This window comes from Paenibacillus thalictri (genome assembly GCF_004307995.1).
GTDB classification, from domain to species: domain Bacteria; phylum Bacillota; class Bacilli; order Paenibacillales; family NBRC-103111; genus Paenibacillus_AF; species Paenibacillus_AF thalictri.
The window spans coordinates 485830-504193 of record NZ_SIRE01000003.1 but is presented as its reverse complement, the minus strand read 5'-3'; the positions used below and the strand labels follow the sequence as shown (position 1 = coordinate 504193).

Genomic DNA, 18364 nt, shown 5'->3' with positions numbered 1-18364 from the left:
TTGGCTTCCCATGAATATAGACGCAAGTCATTTTCCACATGTTCCCACACTATCAAAATATTTTGCAAAGCGGAACGGAAACTTTGGCTATATAGGTTCATTCCAAGCATTATGATTCGAGATACGGAACACACGTTCCTATAATAACACGAAAAAGCCCCTTCATAAAGAGGGCCCGCTGAATTCCAACAAAAAACAAGCGCCCCCCGGTTATCCGGCGAAGGCGCCTGCCTTTTGCGCAACTGCAATATTTTAGTGAATCGGCTCGCTTTCCAGCATCAATTCTTCGAATGGTTCGTTTTTATGGAGCATCGTCAGGTTCATCTGTTCAAAATCTTTCTCTTTGTCCAGTTCCTGCATCAGCAGCGCCGCAATGTGCTCGCGATCGTTTTCATCCCCCGGCTCGCGGAAGTCGATAAACCCGCTTAAGAGCCTCTGGCTGATATCGATGGTCGCTGTGCCGATCGGCAGTCCGCCGCGCGATTGCTGATAAATCTCATAAGTCAGCATATCTCCGTCATCGCGCGCCAGTACGATGGTGTATTCGTCGTCCAGGTCGGAGTATTTTTGCTCCCATTCATATCCATTCTTCTCATACGGCCATTCGGCCGTATCGGCGTCGTCCAATAAATCTTGATGCGTCAGCTCTATCGTTTCAATTACATCATTTTCGAAGATCATGTTGATCACAAACGTATCCATCTCATGTTCGTCAAAATCCGAGACGATCAAATCGGCAACCTGATCGATTTCTTCATCCAGCGGCTCCAGCAGCCAATTGACCGAACCGTAGACATCCCGTCCCTCTATATGCAGCAGCGCCTCCGCAATCCATATATCATCCTGGTCATAGACATGATATTCGACGCTTTCCTGATCTTCACCGACCACTACCAATTCGTAATCCGGACGGTCCCACTCTTCGGTTTCGAACATCTCGGTGATCTCATCGTCGTCCGTGAGCGGACCGCGGCGTTGCACGCTGGGAATTGTGTCTTTCATACTGATTTCATCTTGTTCGGATGCATCCGGATCCTCGAAACGTTCGGGATCCTCCCAAGTATCGTAATCGTAATCCTCATCGGCAGCGTAATATACATTACCTCCGAGGCGAATCGCTTCGGACTCGTTTTTGTCGGCGAAAATCCGGTCATATGGGCTGTAAGTCATCACAACGTCGCATTCCATTACATTCAGCGCCCCCGCCATATACTGCACGTAGTCCTGCAAAAACTCGGCAACCTCTTCCTTGTCGCGGGCACCCAAGCTCGCTGCTTCCAGTTGGATGGCACCGGATAACCGATCCGACTCCCTGTATACGAGAGTCATCGTCCCGATATAACGTCCCTTCCAGACAATATCTTGCACTTCACCACCCGATGTTTTCAAATCAGGCCTTAAGCTTACATTGGACATTCGATCCTCGCCTCCAAAAGGAAATGATGGGCCTTACATATAGCAGACCACTTTTTGTAGCATGTCCCGATCAGCCCAAATGTTATGCAAAACAGGCAAACGTCCATACCAAATCCCGGCAGCAACATATGATGAATTAACCGGTGTACATTCGTGGAGATAGGCCTTAAGCCTCCACGATCAGTTGACTACTCGATGCGAGCCACCCGGTGAATGACCATCTTAAAGGAGGAATTACAATGTCCGCACTTGGTGGAGGATTTACTTCTGCAGGCGTGATCTTAGTGTTGTTTATATTGCTTGTTATCGTTTCCCGCTCCTTCCTGATCTAATGTAACTCACAATCGAAAAAAAAGGCTGGCACTTTGAATAAAGTGCTAGCCTTTTTTCGTAACATCCGCCTGCTGCAGCTCGGCGAGCTCAGCTTCGGTCAGCTCCCGGTATTCGCCCGGAGATAAATATTCGTCGAGCAGCAAATTGCCCATGGAGATGCGCTTTAAAAACACGACCTTTTTGCCCACGGCTTGAAACATCCGCTTCACTTGATGAAACTTGCCTTCCATAATCGTCAGTTCGATTTTGGACGGTTTGCCGAGCAGCGGATCGCCGGGCACAAGAATGTTCAGCTTCGCCGGCATCGTTTCATAACCGTCGTCAAGCGCCACCCCCGCAGCAAACGCACGGGCATCCTCTTCGCCGACCGCGCCTTCCACCTCGGCGTAATACGTCTTTGGCACATGCTTGCGCGGCGACAATAAATTGTGCGCGAGCTTTCCATCATTGGTCAGCAGCAGCAGCCCTTCCGTGTCCTTATCGAGGCGGCCGACCGGGAACGGAGCGAAGTGGGCGTATTCGTCGTCAAGCAGATCAATGACGGTACGGTCCCGATTATCCTCCGTAGCCGAAACGACACCTTGCGGTTTGTTCAGCATCAGGTACACGAACTCTTTATATACGGCCCGTTTGCCCTCGACCATAATGACATCTTTTTGCGGATTGACTTGCAGCCCGCTGTCCTTCACTTGTTTCCCGTTCACTTCGACGGCTCCCTGCTTGACCAGCAGCTTAATTTCACTGCGGGTGCCAAATCCCGTATGCGCAAGCAGCTTATCCAATCTTTGCGTTGCTTTCATTGTTTAAGTCCACCTCCACCCCGGCGGGTATTCATTTTTTACAATGCCGTCCACCCATTTTCCCCATCCGGCCGGAAATCCGCCGATACATACGAGACAATACCCCTTTGGTCCGATGGCCGCGGGATAATCAAGCCGCTCCTTGGGCATTTCCAGCGTTTCGCCTTTTAAATACCGCAGCGTGTCCGGGGAGTCGGACGGTATGTCCAATACGCGTAAATAATCGCCGCGTCTTAGCCCCAAAGCAAGGGCATGCGACGGCTCGAATCTTTGCTTATGTACCGAGCCGAGATACCAGCCGGGTCGAATGACGCGAATTCCGCTTAAGTCCGGCAGCCCGGCAGGCTGAGCGTAGATGTGGTCGCCGTATGCCGTCAATTGTTCCGGAATTGCAAGCGTCAAATGCTCCTGCCAAAATGCCTGTAACGGGTCCATGCGGATCTCTTCCCGCTCGTTTGCTTCATGTGGTTTGCTTCTGCCTTTTTTATCCGAACGGACGGTTGAACGATTCCCGCCCATAGCGGTGAGACGCGTTTCCGCTTTTCCGTTGCGAGCGGTTCGCTCGGGTTTCGCTGTCGCCGCAATATACTCAGGTTCCGCAGACAATCCCGGTGAGGAGAACGGACGTCCCTTCCGTTCCTCCCCGTTGCCGCCGCCCTTGGTTTCCAATCTATCCGGCATGTTCTCTACATGAGCGGAATGATCCCCGGTTTTACGCAATGAGGCGACAAAATGCCCCTCACCTTTTAGTTCATGCGGCCATAACCGCACCGTCCCTTTCACAGCCGCGGCGGATTGCCCGGTTAGGCTATTCCAAGCTCCGGCACCGGTTTCCTCATCAGCATCTTGCTGTTCATCCGCCCAGTCCAAAATCCCGTAGCGAAAGCCATGCGCCGCTGGAATCGGCTCGATCATAAACTCCGGATGACGCGCCGCAAACTGTGCGATCATCGCTTCATTTTCCTCCGGCGAAAACGTGCACGTAGAATAAACGATCCGGCCGCCCGGCTTCAGCATCTCCGCCGCCTGGTCGAGCAATTCCCGCTGCATCGCGGCGTAATGCTGCGGATGGTCCGGCTGCCACTGTTTGGCCATCTCTTCATCTTTGCGGAACATGCCTTCCCCGGAGCAAGGAGCGTCGATTAATATTTTATCGAAGTAGGCGGCAAACGGCCCAGTCAGCTTATCCGGCCGTTCATTCAGCACCACCGCGTTACGTACCCCGGCCAGCTCCAAATTTTTCACCAGCGCTTTCACCCGGTCGGCGTGAATATCGTTTACGACCAGCAGCCCCTCGCCTTGCAGCTTGGCGGCAATCTGCGTCGATTTGCCTCCCGGCGCAGCGCAAAGATCAAGTACACGGTCCCCTGGAACGGCGTCCAGCAGTTCTGCCGGAGCCATTGCGCTTGGTTCCTGGATATAATACAATCCGGCATGATAATACGGATGTTTGCCCGGACGGTCTCCGTCTTCATAGTAAAACCCCGTGGAAGTCCACGGGATCGGCGTTAAACGAAACGAAGACAACCGCTGAAACGCTTCGGCCGGAAGTTTTAACGTGTTCACTCTTAATCCGAACCATCTCGGGTCGTCGTAAGAAGCCAGAAAATCGGCATATTCCGTTCCCAGCAGCCGCTTCATTTTATCGCTGAAAGCTTTAGGCAATTGGATGCCCATCATCAATTCCATCCTTTAATCACTTGATTGCGGGGCCGTTAGTTCATCGGAAAAAAGAACATTTTATCCCCGTCCGGCAGCGTCCGGATTCGTGCCATCCAGCCGCCGTCCAGCAATTGGTAATAGGCGTTGTCCCACTTGTATTTCTGGTAACCAAGCGCCGAGACTACAAGATCAGGCCGGGTAAACGAGCTGACAAAAACGCGGTTATTTTCGGTTTCCGAGAAAAATACGGCATCCTGTTCGGGCCATGATTTCATTTCCTGCGTATTCCACTTCGTCGGATAATAGGTATTGTCCAGCATATTGACAAATGCTTGTTCATAACCATTTTCACCCGAGCCGTTAACCGTGCATTCCGCATAAACGATATCTTTCCGGTCCCAGCTGTCAGGCACGTCGATTCTGGTCAAATCGGTCAGCTTCCCTGTCTGGATATCGCCTAGCACCCAGCCGGCCGTTTTTTTAATAGTTTGTCCCTTTTTATTGACTGCGACCGTATATTTATGCAAAATCAGAGCCATTTGCTCAGCGCTGTAGCCGCCGTATTCGATTTTTTCCTTGGCATCGGCCGGCAGTGTGAACCGTCTAAGCGGATTGCCGGAAAGGTCCAGCAATTGTAAGCCTTGCGGCAGCAGCAGCGTTCGCTTGTCCCCTTTCACCACTTGCTGCGGCTCGCGGTCAGTGGTGAAATTATAATATAGCATACTTCCTTTGGCCACGAGACCCGGTTCAACAAAACCTTTCTCCGCGGCATAAGGCTTTTTCACCTCGCCGCTGCCAAGCATAATCAGCGATCCGTCCGTTCCGAAGCGATCCGGCGAGTTGTAGGCCAGGCCATCCTGCTCCGACAACCAGAAAGCGCCGTCGTCTTTCGAATCCGGCTGGACAAGCGCTGTTTTTGCGCCGGTAGTCAGATTGTAGGAGACTATGGCATGCTGGTTGTCGCGAACATACACACGTTTTTTGTCCGGAGAAACCCATACATCGGTCAGAGCCACACTTGGCGTATCGCCTTTCTTTGTGCTGCCCAGATCAATGAGCGGAGTGACTAAACCATCCGACAGTTGGATTTTGCCGATATAATGCTGCAGATCTTCTCCGGCATTACGGACACTGGCATACAGCAGTTCGTCGTTATTCATAAATCCTGCAAAAACCGTCGCTTTTTCCGCAGCCTCCCGATACGGGCCGTTCACAACGGCCAGCGCTTGCGTACCGATTGCGCCGGTTTGGGGGTTGACTGTAACCGCATCCAGTTCGGTCCATTCATCGCTGTCCTGTTGATGGGTTCGGGAAACGGCATACATCATCCCCGCGTTGTCAAAAGTGGCGATGCTGCGGACCACATGCGCTCCCTTTGCAGTTAGCTGCAGTACTTTGCCTTTTCCCTTGGCGATATTCAGTTCCGGAAACTCGTATTGCGGCAGCTGTTTATAATGCGTCTTCTGGTATTCCAGCACACGATAACTTTCTTGTTTGACGAGCTGGCTTGCCGGTTCCGCTGTCTCAGAATCCGGCTTCGTATGTTCTCTATGCATAAACGAAAGGGCTAGAAAACACGAACCTAAGCCGCACAGAAACGCAAGCGCCAAAAGCCATAATGCGACAGGGTTTATTTTATTCCGTGTTGTCTTCATGTTGCCGCCCCCCTGAACGATCCATGGCCTTATTCATCCGTGTAATGCCATTAATTCCACACCAAGGCCTTGAATCCCTTCATATTATGTAAACTTAGGAACTGGTAAATCAAGTATGGTAAGCTCCCGCTTACGATTCTTCATCATGCTCGGGCGGATGCAAGCGCAGCTCCTCCACCAGCAGCTCCAGCTCCGGGTCAACGATCTCAATATCCAAATCGTATGGAGCAAAAGGCTCCTGCGCCAGCCGGTGCAGCTTTGTCAAATATAAGCCGCTGTCCGCTTTAAGCCGATCCAGCCGGATGCCCCCGATGAGATCCGGATAACCCGCCAGCTTTTCGGCCGCAGCCGTAAGCAGCTTCACCGCGCCTCCCGGATTGCCGTTCCAATGGTGGTACAAGCCCACGGCAACCTGCAGCATGCCCTGGTATAGAGGATTGCGGCCTTCCTCCAGCCACAGTTCCTCCATCACCTCATGGCATTCAAAGTAGTTTCTCTCCACATTAAAGTAATATATAAACTGCACGTACAACCTGTCATATGGCATGATAAACGGTCCTTTCCGCCAAAACGATCGTTCCGTTAACCTTTTTTCGCGCGGGCGATCGCCGCCTCGATTTCATTGGACAACTCTTTCAAATGCCACGTATCTTCCATTTCCCACAGCTCGTTGAAGCGCAGCTGAAACTGTGCGGCTTCTCTGACGCGATGGTAAAAATACAGCGCTTGAATCCCGTTTAAGACCCGGTTTACAATGTTGGAATTATCCTCGAACAGTTTCTGCGATTCCATGATTTCGTCACGAATGCTGCTCATTTCTTCATCGAGCACATGAGCCGCTTCGGCAGCCCGGCTTAACCGGTTGCGCACGTCTTCAGGCAGCGCTTCTTTATATTTATAATTTAGCGAATGTTCGATCGTCGCCCAGAAATTCATCGCCAGCGTGCGGACCTGAACTTCCGCCAGCACCCGCTTCATGCCTAGGGCCGTCTGCACCGGATATTCGACAATCATATGAAAACTGCGGTAACCGCTTGGTTTTTTATTGCGGATATAGTCTTTTTCGTAAAGAAGCGTCATATCTTCGCGCGTGCGTACCAGATCGGCGATTCTGTCGATGTCCTCCACGAATTGACACATGATGCGTATGCCTGCAATATCTTCAATCCCGGTTTCCAGCTGGTCCATCGGGACATTCAGCCGTTTGGCCTTCTCCAGCACACTCGATATTTTCTTAACCCGTCCCGTTACAAATTCGATTGGGGCGTATTCCTCACGGCTTTTGAGCTCGGTGCGCAGCGTCTTGAACTTGACCTTGAGCTCCTCCACCGCTTGCTCATATGGCATTAAAAACCTTCTCCAATCGCGTCCATCCATACGTGGTCCTCCTTTACTTCCCCCGATGTGCGGATCCGACCGCTTGAGAAATATGCGTAAAACCGTCTCGCCGCAGCAGTTCCCTCAAACGTTCGTTGATGCTCCTTAACAGTTCCGGCCCTTCGTATATGAGCGCGGTATATACTTCGACCAGGCTGGCCCCGGCCCGTATTTTGTCATATGCGTCCTCCGCGGAAAAAATACCCCCGGAGCCGATAATCGGCAACGTCCCGCCGGTCCGTTCATATATTCTATGGATTAACCTTGTCGAGCGTTCGGTCAGCGGCTTCCCGCTTAAACCGCCGGTTTCCCCGCGGTGACGATGCGTCAGCCCTTCCCGCCCAATCGTCGTATTCGATGCGATGATACCGGAGATGCCGCTGCGTTGGATCGTATCGATCATGTAACTTAACTGCTCGTCCTCCACGTCGGGCGCTATTTTGACAAGCACCGGCTTGGCCGGACCGCCGCTTTGCTTATGCTGCGCCGCCATCTCTTCTTTCACCGCGGCAAGCAGCCGCGACAAATCGTCTCCGTGCTGCAGATTGCGCAAATCCGGCGTATTGGGCGAGCTTATGTTTACTACGAAAAAGTCCCCATATGTATATAACGCGGCAATACATGCCCGATAATCGTCTTCCGCCTGCTCATTCGGCGTTGTTTTATTTTTGCCGATATTGATGGCCAGCGGAATCAGGTGTTTACCCGCTTTCTGCAAATTGCCGGCCATTTCGGCGACACCGACGTTATTGAAACCCATTCGATTAATAAGCGCCGTATCGGTAGGCAACCGGAACAACCGCGGCTGTTCGTTGCCTGCCTGCGGTTTTGGCGTGACCGTGCCGACCTCCATAAAACCAAAGCCAACGGACGAAAAACCGGGCACCGCTTTGGCGTTCTTGTCCAATCCTGCGGCAAGGCCGATCGGATTCGGAAATGTGATGCCCCATAACTCGGAAGACAGCTCTTTATACTGCGGCACCCCATATAAACCCTGCAGCAAACCTTTGCCCCCCGGAAAATTCGCCATCAGGCCAAGGCCGTTAATCGTCAAATGATGCGCCTTCTCCGGATCCATTCGAAACAACACCGGTTTGACGATATGTTTGTATAACATACGTTTGTCCCACTCCCCTATCCGTTCTGTAAAAAAAGCTCTACCAGACAGTTTATCCCTTTCACGTTAAAAAATAAAGTCATATTCGTTGCAATTAACAAACTATATACGTAAAACCAAAGAACATTGGAGCTCATTTCATCGGTTCATCTTCATATCAACGCAAAAAAGGGAGCGAATCGCCCCCTCTGCCCAATCGCTTTACAATATGTTAAACTAAAGACAATAAATACATGTCCAAGAGGTGTCTTCCATGTCGCAAAAGCGCAAACCCACGACCGTGCATCGCAAAGCAAAAGAAGAACCGAATAAAAAGCTGATCATCGGCTTATCCGCCGCTTTTGTCGTAGTTGTTGCGCTAATGGCCGTTCTGCTTATTGTTCAGAAGTAAGAGCTTTAATCAAGCCACTTGTATACTTTGTTCGGGTTCGTCTCCTCGCTAAACAGCGGCATCTGAAACGGATTGCCGCTCCTTTCTATGCCTTCGGGCAGCAGCCCGCTGCCGATCGTCACCTTGGTTCCCATCGGCGCCATATCGAACAATTCTTCAACATCCTGCTGCAGCATCCGGATGCACCCGTGGGATTCGTCCTTGCCGACGCTGGACGGTTTATTTGTGCCGTGGATGGCGTACAGCGTGTCGGACAACGTCATGCCTCGGCTCCCGAATTCCCCGTTTGATTTGCCGTTTGGGTTTCTCACCTTTTCCGAGATGGCATACTCTCCAACCGGGGTTTTGTCGCCTCCGAGACCAACCGGATAATTGCGGATAATCACATTCCCGCTGACTAACGCGAGCCTATGCGCTGTTTTGTCGACAATAATGCGAAGCGGTTCGCTTAGCGGTTTCGTAAGCAGAGGCGCGCCGCTGGCTCCTGCCGGCAGAGCTGCGGCTTCAGCCGGCTTCCCGGCGATTTCGGCGAGCATCGACTCGGCGGACTGTTGGAACCGCTCCTCCATATACGGCGTCAGCCCCGGCAGCACATTATCGGGATAAGGGCGGTTCAGCTCTCCGGGAGCCTGCGGCAGCTTGCCGTAACGGGAATAGAACGCTTGAAGTGAAGAATGCAATACCAGCTCCTGCTCCTGCTGTGCCAGCCATGGCGTCAGAATGGACAGCGGTTTAAGCGGCTCCGTCGGTTGGCAATCGCAGCTCAAGGCATCGTGATATTGAATGTTTTTTTGCGCCGTATCGGCTTTGCCTTCTACGGAAAGCAGCACCGTCGGCGGTTTAAGCCAATCTATGTACCGGCCGTCGGGTGTTGGCTGCCCTTGTACAAGAATCGAATAACTGCTGATTTGCTCCTTGACGAGAATTTCCTGAAGCGCCGCGCCGACGTTTTCTTTTGTTTTTTCTTTGGCGATGTAATACACTTTCGTTTCCTTCAATTGAGCGGGCGGCGGACTGGTCTTGATCTGCGCATCGTTTCCGCTGTCTGCAGGAGTAGGCGCAGGCGGAATATAAAGCAGCAGCAGCACAGCGGCGACAGCCGCAACCAGCGCTCTGAACCAGAACAACGGCCCCCATCTTTTTCGCGTAGCAGCACCGCTTGCGCTTGCGTCCGCCTCCATCTCCGGGATTACCGGCGCAGCTTGCTCTTCGAACGCTTCATACACTTCCCCCGCCTGGGTAAAGCAATACAACGCCTTTCCTTGCTTCCCTTGCGCGGCATATTCTCTACCCAGCAAATACCAGGCCATCTTATTGTTAGGATGCTGCTTTACATATCGTTTTAAGTACTGCGGATTATCGACTGGATGCTGGCTGAAAAAATCCTTCAGCTGCTCTTCGTGATTTTTCTCTCTCATCATCGATCCCTTCCTTCGCTTTCACCTCGTTTATCGGCATTTTCCCTTAAAATATAAATAGGTAAAAATCACCCCTTGAATATCGCTTAAGCGGGAACTAGCCGCTGTCCCGAGTCTTCAACTGAGCGGCGGTTTTTCCGCATAGAAAAAGCGCCCGTTGAACGGAGCGCTTGCGAACGTTACTCTATGATTTTGCTGTACAACGTCTCTCTGTCATTTAAGTAATGCTTTTCCTCCATCACACTTTCGAATGCTTCGACAACATGAGGGTCAAAATGGCTTCCCTTGCAGCGGATCAATTCCGCTACGCCTTCGCGGAAGCTGCGGCCCTTGGCGTAAGGCCGGTCGGTTGTCATTGCGTCAAAAGCGTCGGCCACGGCGACAATTCGCGCATAAAACGGGATGTCCTCACCGGAAAGACCATTCGGATAACCGGAGCCGTCCATTTTTTCATGATGGTATTTAGCCACTTCAGTGGCTTGAATCATTCGTTCCCTTGGTTCCATTTTCGATAAAATACGAGCGCCGATCGTAGTGTGCGAAGCCATTACGGCAAATTCTTCATCGTCCAGACTGTTCGCTTTTAATAAAATTCGATCGGGCACTCCGATCTTGCCGATGTCGTGCATCAACGCCGATCGGTGAAAATGTCTGCACTCCTCCGCTTCCACGCCAAGTTTTCTGGCGATCCATAACGAATAAAGCGCAACCCTTGAGGAATGACCTGCAGTATAAGGGTCACGGGAATCCAAGGCAAGCACAAGGGAATGAATCACGCTTATTGTGACCGGATGGTCGGACATTGTTGCTGTCGTAAGCTCGCTTGTCGATTCAAGCAATAAGGTTAGCTCCCGGTTTCTAATCTCCAGCTCCCGAATGCGCGCTTCCAAACGCTGCAACTCAGACACAGCTTTTTCCTCCTATCCATTCCTGCAAATTGGTTCCTTTTGCAGTTGTCCGTTTTCCCGCACGGACCATTGTGCCTATGCAGCAGCACTTTTTCTTCTATCTTAAACGAAAAGACTTATTCTGTGAAGTTGCCCGCGGCCCTTCCACAAAATAAGTCTTTTTCTGTCGCATGACGTATTTAATTTCCGCCGATTATCGAATAATGGCCGTTCTTGTCGCATTATTCCATTGCACATTTAATCCGATTTCTTCAGCAAAGAAACGAATAGGCACGAAAGTGCTGTCCTCTTTAATGTAAGGAGCAACATCGGTTTCTTTGGCGACCTCCGGTTTGCCTTTTTCAACCCGTTTGATGCCTGTTTTGTCGATATACAACTCGATGGTTACGTTGCCTTTCGTCAATTGCACGCTGCGATCGCTATCGCGGAACGAAACCGTATAACCCAACGCTTCGGTAATCGCTCTTACAGGCACCATGGTCCGCCCGTTGGCAATTTCAGGTTGGACATCGAATTGAATCAGAATCGATCCGTTGACTACTTTTACATTGTCGTTTTGCGGCAAGTTGGCCGGCAGATGGTAAAGATCAATCTTCCGAATCTTGTTATTAAACGAATCCGCTACAAAAATACTGCCGTCCGTCGCTACCGCAACATCCGTAGGTCTGTTAAATTCCGCGGAACGGTCGGCACCGTCAAGCTCTCCGGATTTTTGGGCGGCATCTCCAGCCAGCGTCGTAACTTTGCCGCCAAGCAAATAACGTACGGAATGATTGAGGCTGTCGGCAATGACAAGGCCGCCTTCATCGGTTACAGCGATCCCCATCGGATAATTAAACAATGACTTCAAAGCGTCTCCGTCCGCAAAGTCACCGGGCGCATACAAGGCGTTTTTACCGTATAAAGAGTTGTCCCCCGATACGGCGGCGCCGGCAACCGTCGTTACTTTCCCTGCGGCAAAATCGATATAACGGATTCTTTGGTTGCCCGAATCGCTGACGTACAGATTGCCCTTGGCGTCAAGAGCAAGGCCTGTCGGTTCGTTAAACAACGCCGTCTTGATATCTCCGTCTTTGTAATCGCCGGCCATCGTATACTGGCCCGGAGCCACTTCAACCGCACGCGTCGAAGCGCCGGTTAATGTGGTCACTGCCCCTGCCGGGCTGATGCTGCGAATCAAGTGGTTCAGCGAGTCGGCTACATAAATCGTACCGTCCGCCGCTACCGCAACATCCTCGGGATTATAAAATCCGGCCTTCTCGCCTACTCCGTCCATACTACCCAACACGCCGTTGCCGGCTAGAGTGGTAACCTGTCCCTGCGTATCGATTTTACGAATGGCATTGTTCGCGGAATCCGCGACGTAGATGTTGCCCTGAGCATCCGCCGCTATGCCGGCCGGTTCTTGAAACAACGAGCTGTCCGCTTTCCCGTCAATTCTGGCGCCAACGGGAAACCCCTTAACGTCCTTCTGCAAAATAATCCCTGCAAATGTGTTCACCTTGGCTCCGGCTACTTGACGGAGCAGGTGATTTTTCTGATCGGTTGCGATCATGGAACCGTCTTTTGCCGCAAGGAGACCAAATACTCCGCGGAAAGAGGAGCCCAGGCGCTCGGCATTATAACTGCCGAAATCGCCTGTACCCGCATAAGTTGATACGTTGGTTAAAATCTGGTCGTCGCTGCCCGCGACACCGTCTTTGCTGAGCGAAGCGGCCCAAGCGCCGTTGCCGCCAAGCAACGCGGCGGAAAGTACAGACGCAGCAAGCAGTTTACCTACTTTTCTCATATAGTTCTCCTTACAAATGGATTATTTGACAGGTACGTTTATCGTTATTGAGTTGTTTGGAGTGACTTCCAAGACGGTAGCTCCGCTTTTATTGACGATTTTGTAATAGACCACGGTGATAGGCACAGTCGTATCCGCTGCCGCACCCGTTCCGACGGTGAGCGGGATCGTAACCAGCGTCTTTTTGCCGTCCACAGTTATGTTCGACGATACATTCGCCAAATCGTAGTTGGATGCCGCATAAATCAACTCTGAGTTCGACGTAGTTCCGGTATATTCTTTTAAGGTTTCGGCGCTTTGCGCTTGAGCGCCGAAAATAGTGCTATTGTCCTTAATCAGCGTCTCGGGACCGGAATATTTCAATTTGGAAGGCGCATATGTCAAATGCACTTCCAAAGCGTAAAACTCGTTTGTTTGCGGGAAGTTTTCCAGCGACAGAACTGCTTTGGCCGTGCCGTTTGCATATGTGCCAGGCTCCACTGTAAGTTTAGCGGTGCCGCCCGTGCTTGTGACCGTGATCGTAACGTTAATTTTGCTTCTCTCGCTTTGAATACCGGATTTCTCGACCGCTACATAAAGATTGGAATAGCTGCTACCTGCAGCCAACGCCAGCGGAACGGTAACATCTTGATTTGCGATTCCGGTTGCGGAACCTACAAGCGTTTCACCGTTAAATACTTTGATTAACGAGTCGCTTTTGGAAGCTCTTGCCGTCACATAAGGGCTGGACGTCGTCACATTACTTGTCGGATAAACCACCTGAACGGAACCCGGTTCAACTACGGTAATGGCCGGCAAAGCAACGTTAGTGCTTGTATAAGCCCCGAGGAATGAACGAACAGTCAGATTGTACGTGCCCTCAGGAAGATTCCTCAAAGTGATATTGGACTCCGTATCTCCTGCACCTTGTGCAGAACCTAATTCGTCCGATCCGTTGAACACTTTGATCGTGTAAATATTCGCCGCTTTGGCCTTGATAACAACCGGATTGCCTACCGTAACAACGGTTGAAGGACTTGTGACGGTTGGAACCGGAACAAAGATCGTGCTGGAACCGGACGAAGAGTTCCCCGAATTAGACGTCGTCGTCGATGGAGTTGTTGTTGGTGGTGTCGACGGCGTGGTTGTCGGATTATTCGGCGTTGTCTGCTGCGATTGCTGCTGTGCGTTCTGCTGCGCTTGTTGTGTCGCTTGCGCCTTCGCTTGCTCGTTAGCCGCCTGCACTTGCTGACGCTGCTCCGTCACCTGACTCACAAGGTTAGGCATGTTCTGCTGGGCAGCCGTTACCTGCTGCTGCTCTTGCCCTGTCCGCTCAGCTGCCGCAGCCTTATTGGCCTGTTGTTCCTGAACGATTTGCGCAACGGCCGGATCAACACCCGCATTCGGATCAAGAGGCGTTACATTATTCAGATCAACTTGCTGGCCCGGGGGAAGAGTGCTGTTTAATTGATCAATTGTAGACTGGGATGCAGCCCCGGAATTCACCGCAGACTGTGCAAAGTTCGGGATAAGACCGTTAATATTGCCAGAGAACTGGCTCAAAGCGTTTGGATCGCTCAAATTTAAAGTCGTGTTGCCGGGCGGAGTTGTTCCGTTTTGAGCATTGGCGCTTAAGTTGTTCATAATTTGATTATTTTCAGCTTGCATATCGGAAGCGCCTTGAATAAACGAATTAACGATGTCAGGCGGCGCATTTTGAACAAAGTTGTTAACATCCACCGTATTGACCGATGCCCGAAGGTCGGTCACCTCGTCGCGGGAACCCATGCTGAATTGTTGTGTCGGATAGACGGTTACATCTTGGCTTGTTTGTGTCGATTGACCGTCCGGGGCCGCTTGATTTGTCGTTGTCGTAGCGGTGACAATCCCCGAACCGACCAGCGTAGATGAACCGCCTGTCTCGGGATTGATGTTAACCCCAAGCTGTGTGCCGCGCACACCCATGACCGCGGTAGGCGTCTCCATCTCAAATTCATCGTCGGAGCTGACAAGGCTTTTTACTTTGGTCCAGGCCGAACCTGCCCACATCTTGAACTTGGAAACCGTTCCGCCGCCTTGTTCGGCCAAGTCGGATATGTAGAATTCGGAGTTCTCGCCGACTGTAATTTCATCCTGACGATCCGCTACGCGCAAAGTAACCGCTGCGCCGGAACCTGTGGAAATATAGTCGCCTTGATTCAGGCTCATATCCTCGTATGCGGAATAAGACTTGGATCCTCCGGCTTTTTTCACGCTGACATCGCCTTTTACTGTCACCACAACGGCAGCCCGGGCCGATGCTTTAGCCTCTGCCGGCTTGGCGGCGATCGATGAGAAAAGACTGAAAACAAGCGTAAAAACAATAAGTAATGACATAAAGGCCTTGCTTTTCATTCGGTATTCCGTTATGTTCTCCACTGAAAATCTCCTCTCGTATTCTATCAATTGACCTATCCGTACGTTGTCGAGTGTCATAGGAAGCAATTGAAAGCGGCAAAAATCCTCCCCAATAGGTACTATTCTCATTTTAAGGTGCTAGATTCCAATTGACAATAATTGTTTCCGCAGAAATTCATATTTTTATAGGTTATACGACTTTTTTCACAAAAAAACCCCTTCTTTCGCAGCTCGCAAAAGAAGGGTAATGCATTAGGATGCCCTGCCGGGAGTTTGCGCGTCTCCGCGTTCCGCAGCATCGGCCGGGGCGCCTTTGACGCCAAGCACCTCAAATAACTTCAGCGGCACGCTTTTCCCTTTCATCAGTTTCTCGCCGGCATAGTTATACTCAAAATATTCTTTCGTCAGTTCATAGGTCACTTCCGATACCAACACTTGGTTCGGGCTTGTGTTGGACTCGATTCTGGCCGCGGTATTCACGTTATCTCCAATCGCTGTATAATCGACCCGCAAATAAGACCCGATGTTGCCCACGACCACATTGCCCGTGTTAATCCCGATTCCGACGGCTATCGTAACGCCGTATTTTTCCAGGACGTCGGCACGAACCTTCTCCATCCCCTTCTGAATGTCATACGCAGTCTTTACCGCGTAATAAGGATGATTTGGCACGTCAAGCGGCGCATTGTACAAAATCATAGCCGCGTCGCCGATAAATTTATCGATGGTCCCGTGGTTTACGAGCGCCCGCTCCGTAATTAAGTCGAACATCATGTTCAAGAATCCGACCACTTCTTCCGGATTCAACTTCTCGGACAACGGCGTAAAACCCCTCACGTCCAAAAACAACACGGTCAGCTCCTTGCTGATGCCGCCCAGCTGAATCTCTTTGTCGCTGCTAGCGATTTCCTTAACCAGATCGGGAGAAATATAACGGCCGAATTGTTTCGTAATATAGTTTTTCTGTTTCGTTTCAAAGTAAGTTTTCATCGCAATGTTGCCCACGTACGCTACAAGACCGCTGATGATGACGCCTACCACATCGACAAATACGGATGAAGATTTGAATACGAAAAACTGTACGGCAAACAAAGCAATCACAGCTACAAGAACGAGCAGCACACCCATAATCGCTTTAAGTCTCCAGGTCAAAAGTCCGATAACCGCAATGGCGAGAGCAGCGAGCAGGATCGGAATCCAGCTGTTTGCAAATGTAACTTTTGTGCCCTTTAAAATCTGGTTGGCGATATTCGCATGCGCGTACACCATATGAATATGTTTTTCGATCGGCGTGATGCCTTCATCGGAGCCGGGCGCCGTATAACCGACAAATACGATGCGGTCTTTGAAAATGCTGGCCGGAACTCCGCCATTCAGCACCTTCGCAAATGGAATCGTTTCGAAGTCGTATTCTCCCGCATCCCACTTGATTGCAATCTCCGACTTGGGATGATTGGGAAGCGTCGGCAGATTAAGATACGGCTGCACGTTGGTCCCCGCCATCTCTGCGGCTTTAAAACCCATGGAAGGAAAGATGCCATCAGGCGAATTGATTTGCAGCCAGTTGTTGCGCACTACGCCGTCATCGTCGAAAGCCGCGTTGATATGCGCCTTTTGCACGGAGCTGGCAAATATCGGGATCGGCTGCACCACTTTCTCGGCCATGATAAGCTCGCCTTTTTTCACCACGGTGGAACGGGATATTTGACCTTCCAAATCGGCATGTGAAGGAACGATAATGTTTTTGTATTTGCTCAGTTCCTGCGCCAACGCCTTGTCGCTGTCCGGATTATTGCTCTCCGTATAAAGCTCGATATCAAAGGCGATAACCTTCGCTCCCGCTTTTTCCAGGAGATCGATCAGCTTGGCATACACTTTGCGGTCCCACGGATACGGTCCTACGGTCTTGATCGATTCCGTATCGATTCCAACAACGACAATATCCTCATGCGGCTCATGGGACATCGAATTTTTCATGTTAAAATCGTATACCGCATGGCTTAATACGCCCAGAACACCTGAAGCGAACAGGAATAAGCATATAAGCACAACCAGCACATTACCCGCTGCGATGACAGCGGATTTGTTGAGAACGAATTTCATAAGAGCCCCCTTGGTTCTACCACATTGATTTTGTTCCTTATTTTAACATAAATGCATACCGCACAGAGATAAATTTTATGAAAATACCGCACAAAAAAGCCTTTCCCTAAAATAAGGAAAAGGCTTGTCTGGGTCTATCATTATTATTTGCCGAAAGCGCCGTCCGCCACTTTGATGGAGTCCGTAGGGCAGCCGTCTTGAGCATCTTGAAGATCATCGTACAGGTCCTCTGGAATTTCTGTGTTTCCTGAGTTTCCGTCCCCGTCAAAAATAACTTCAGCCAAACCCTCATCGTCGTAATCGTAAATATCTGGCGCTGTGGCGCCGCAAGCGCCGCAAGCGATACAGGTATCTTTGTCTACCCAAGTGTATTTTGCCATGTCTAATTTCCTCCCTCAAATGTAACCTCAACATAAAATATAATATAAAACGGACAAAAGTTCAAACATATAATCTTTGCAAACCGCCCAAATCAAACAAACAGCACTTCTGCATCCGGCTGTTACTGTCCCAGTTTCCCCAAATAAGCAATCATCCATGCAGAAAGGCCGGAATAATTATTGATATTAAATACAGGGATATTTCCGCATTCATAAGGACAAACAGCGGCAATTGCGATCGGCGGATGAGGAAGCAGCTCCATAATTGCCGATTGATCGTGGCGCAAAAACACGGCAATTTTCGGATGCGGCTCGCGTTTGAATCCTTCCGCCAAAATCAGGTCATAATGTTGAAGTTTCCGGACAGCATCGTCCAATGCGAGGTTCCGCCGCTCATGCATATAATACCCGTTCGGAGACAATGCCATAAAGCCATCAGCGCCGGCATCGGCAAATGCCGCCGTATCCGTCCCTTCCGCTTCCTTATAATGCCCGTGGGCATCATGCTTAATGACCGCAACGGAGAGGCCCCGTCCCCTCAGATGCGGAATCAGTCCGGCAATCAACGTTGTCTTCCCGCTATTCGAAAAACCTGCAAAACCGATCACAGCCGCCACCTTGTAATCCTCTCATTCTGCA

General features: G+C 50.8%; 16 protein-coding genes. 2 read left to right on the top strand and 14 right to left on the bottom strand.

Annotated elements, in window-relative coordinates; genetic code table 11:
- Positions 1-252: 252 nt before the first annotated feature.
- On the bottom strand, positions 253-1416 hold the full coding sequence (locus tag EYB31_RS04505; protein WP_131012060.1) for a hypothetical protein: 1164 nt from the start codon (positions 1414-1416) through the stop codon (positions 253-255).
- Positions 1417-1655: 239 nt separating this feature from the next.
- Between EYB31_RS04505 and EYB31_RS04500 the strand changes: the two genes are divergently transcribed.
- Positions 1656-1748, top strand: coding sequence for a sporulation protein YjcZ (locus EYB31_RS04500; protein ID WP_131012059.1), 93 nt, complete (start codon positions 1656-1658; stop codon positions 1746-1748).
- Between the two features lie 45 nt (positions 1749-1793).
- On the opposite strand, the gene EYB31_RS04495 is transcribed toward EYB31_RS04500, so the two are convergent.
- The 6 genes from EYB31_RS04495 to EYB31_RS04470 all read right to left on the bottom strand — a co-directional run bounded on the left by EYB31_RS04495 (position 1794) and on the right by EYB31_RS04470 (position 8360).
- Positions 1794-2549, bottom strand: a complete 756-nt coding sequence (locus EYB31_RS04495; RefSeq protein ID WP_131012058.1) for a pseudouridine synthase — start codon at positions 2547-2549, stop codon at positions 1794-1796.
- Between the two features lie 3 nt (positions 2550-2552).
- Positions 2553-4238: an RsmB/NOP family class I SAM-dependent RNA methyltransferase gene (locus tag EYB31_RS04490; protein WP_240762049.1), complete on the bottom strand. Its 1686-nt coding sequence runs from the start codon at positions 4236-4238 to the stop codon at positions 2553-2555.
- 26 nt (positions 4239-4264) lie between these two features.
- Positions 4265-5866 carry a hypothetical protein gene (locus EYB31_RS04485; RefSeq protein WP_131012057.1) on the bottom strand — a complete coding sequence of 534 codons (1602 nt, stop codon included), beginning with the start codon at positions 5864-5866 and terminating at the stop codon, positions 4265-4267.
- Between the two features lie 130 nt (positions 5867-5996).
- A complete protein-coding gene (locus tag EYB31_RS04480; protein ID WP_131012056.1) occupies positions 5997-6413 on the bottom strand; it encodes a DUF309 domain-containing protein in 417 nt (138 codons plus the stop codon).
- A 35-nt stretch (positions 6414-6448) separates the two neighbouring features.
- Positions 6449-7243, bottom strand: coding sequence for a GTP diphosphokinase (gene yjbM, locus EYB31_RS04475; protein ID WP_131012055.1), 795 nt, complete (start codon positions 7241-7243; stop codon positions 6449-6451).
- 13 nt (positions 7244-7256) lie between these two features.
- On the bottom strand, positions 7257-8360 hold the full coding sequence (locus tag EYB31_RS04470) for a quinone-dependent dihydroorotate dehydrogenase (protein WP_131012054.1): 1104 nt from the start codon (positions 8358-8360) through the stop codon (positions 7257-7259).
- 253 nt (positions 8361-8613) lie between these two features.
- On the opposite strand from EYB31_RS04470, the gene EYB31_RS40065 reads away from it, so the two are divergent.
- Positions 8614-8751 (top strand): hypothetical protein, encoded by a 138-nt coding sequence (locus EYB31_RS40065; protein WP_165452203.1) that lies wholly within the window; start codon positions 8614-8616, stop codon positions 8749-8751.
- A 5-nt stretch (positions 8752-8756) separates the two neighbouring features.
- On the opposite strand, the gene EYB31_RS04465 is transcribed toward EYB31_RS40065, so the two are convergent.
- The 7 genes from EYB31_RS04465 to mobB all read right to left on the bottom strand — a co-directional run bounded on the left by EYB31_RS04465 (position 8757) and on the right by mobB (position 18342).
- A complete protein-coding gene (locus tag EYB31_RS04465; RefSeq protein ID WP_240762047.1) occupies positions 8757-10172 on the bottom strand; it encodes a L,D-transpeptidase family protein in 1416 nt (471 codons plus the stop codon).
- Between the two features lie 176 nt (positions 10173-10348).
- The gene (locus EYB31_RS04460) at positions 10349-11077 is read right to left on the bottom strand and encodes an HD-GYP domain-containing protein (RefSeq protein ID WP_131012053.1); all 729 of its coding nucleotides are present in this window, start codon (positions 11075-11077) and stop codon (positions 10349-10351) included.
- A gap of 193 nt (positions 11078-11270) precedes the next feature.
- On the bottom strand, positions 11271-12866 hold the full coding sequence (locus EYB31_RS04455) for a stalk domain-containing protein (protein ID WP_131012052.1): 1596 nt from the start codon (positions 12864-12866) through the stop codon (positions 11271-11273).
- 21 nt (positions 12867-12887) lie between these two features.
- Positions 12888-15239, bottom strand: coding sequence for a FecR family protein (locus EYB31_RS04450; protein ID WP_165452202.1), 2352 nt, complete (start codon positions 15237-15239; stop codon positions 12888-12890).
- A gap of 255 nt (positions 15240-15494) precedes the next feature.
- Positions 15495-17345 carry a CHASE2 domain-containing protein gene (locus tag EYB31_RS04445; protein WP_131012050.1) on the bottom strand — a complete coding sequence of 617 codons (1851 nt, stop codon included), beginning with the start codon at positions 17343-17345 and terminating at the stop codon, positions 15495-15497.
- Positions 17346-17488: 143 nt separating this feature from the next.
- Positions 17489-17725, bottom strand: coding sequence for a ferredoxin (locus EYB31_RS04440; protein ID WP_131012049.1), 237 nt, complete (start codon positions 17723-17725; stop codon positions 17489-17491).
- A gap of 122 nt (positions 17726-17847) precedes the next feature.
- Positions 17848-18342: a molybdopterin-guanine dinucleotide biosynthesis protein B gene (gene mobB / locus EYB31_RS04435; protein ID WP_131012048.1), complete on the bottom strand. Its 495-nt coding sequence runs from the start codon at positions 18340-18342 to the stop codon at positions 17848-17850.
- Between the last annotated feature and the right edge of the window lie 22 nt (positions 18343-18364).

Coding starts and splice junctions, on each gene's coding strand:
- EYB31_RS04505 (WP_131012060.1), bottom strand. CDS start 1,416: ATGTCCAATGTAAGCTTAAGGCCTGATTTGAAAACATCGGGTGGTGAA.
- EYB31_RS04500 (WP_131012059.1), top strand. CDS start 1,656: ATGTCCGCACTTGGTGGAGGATTTACTTCTGCAGGCGTGATCTTAGTG.
- EYB31_RS04495 (WP_131012058.1), bottom strand. CDS start 2,549: ATGAAAGCAACGCAAAGATTGGATAAGCTGCTTGCGCATACGGGATTT.
- EYB31_RS04490 (WP_240762049.1), bottom strand. CDS start 4,238: ATGGAATTGATGATGGGCATCCAATTGCCTAAAGCTTTCAGCGATAAA.
- EYB31_RS04485 (WP_131012057.1), bottom strand. CDS start 5,866: ATGAAGACAACACGGAATAAAATAAACCCTGTCGCATTATGGCTTTTG.
- EYB31_RS04480 (WP_131012056.1), bottom strand. CDS start 6,413: ATGCCATATGACAGGTTGTACGTGCAGTTTATATATTACTTTAATGTG.
- yjbM (WP_131012055.1), bottom strand. CDS start 7,243: ATGGATGGACGCGATTGGAGAAGGTTTTTAATGCCATATGAGCAAGCG.
- EYB31_RS04470 (WP_131012054.1), bottom strand. CDS start 8,360: ATGTTATACAAACATATCGTCAAACCGGTGTTGTTTCGAATGGATCCG.
- EYB31_RS40065 (WP_165452203.1), top strand. CDS start 8,614: ATGTCGCAAAAGCGCAAACCCACGACCGTGCATCGCAAAGCAAAAGAA.
- EYB31_RS04465 (WP_240762047.1), bottom strand. CDS start 10,172: ATGATGAGAGAGAAAAATCACGAAGAGCAGCTGAAGGATTTTTTCAGC.
- EYB31_RS04455 (WP_131012052.1), bottom strand. CDS start 12,866: ATGAGAAAAGTAGGTAAACTGCTTGCTGCGTCTGTACTTTCCGCCGCG.
- EYB31_RS04450 (WP_165452202.1), bottom strand. CDS start 15,239: ATGAAAAGCAAGGCCTTTATGTCATTACTTATTGTTTTTACGCTTGTT.
- EYB31_RS04445 (WP_131012050.1), bottom strand. CDS start 17,345: ATGAAATTCGTTCTCAACAAATCCGCTGTCATCGCAGCGGGTAATGTG.
- EYB31_RS04440 (WP_131012049.1), bottom strand. CDS start 17,725: ATGGCAAAATACACTTGGGTAGACAAAGATACCTGTATCGCTTGCGGC.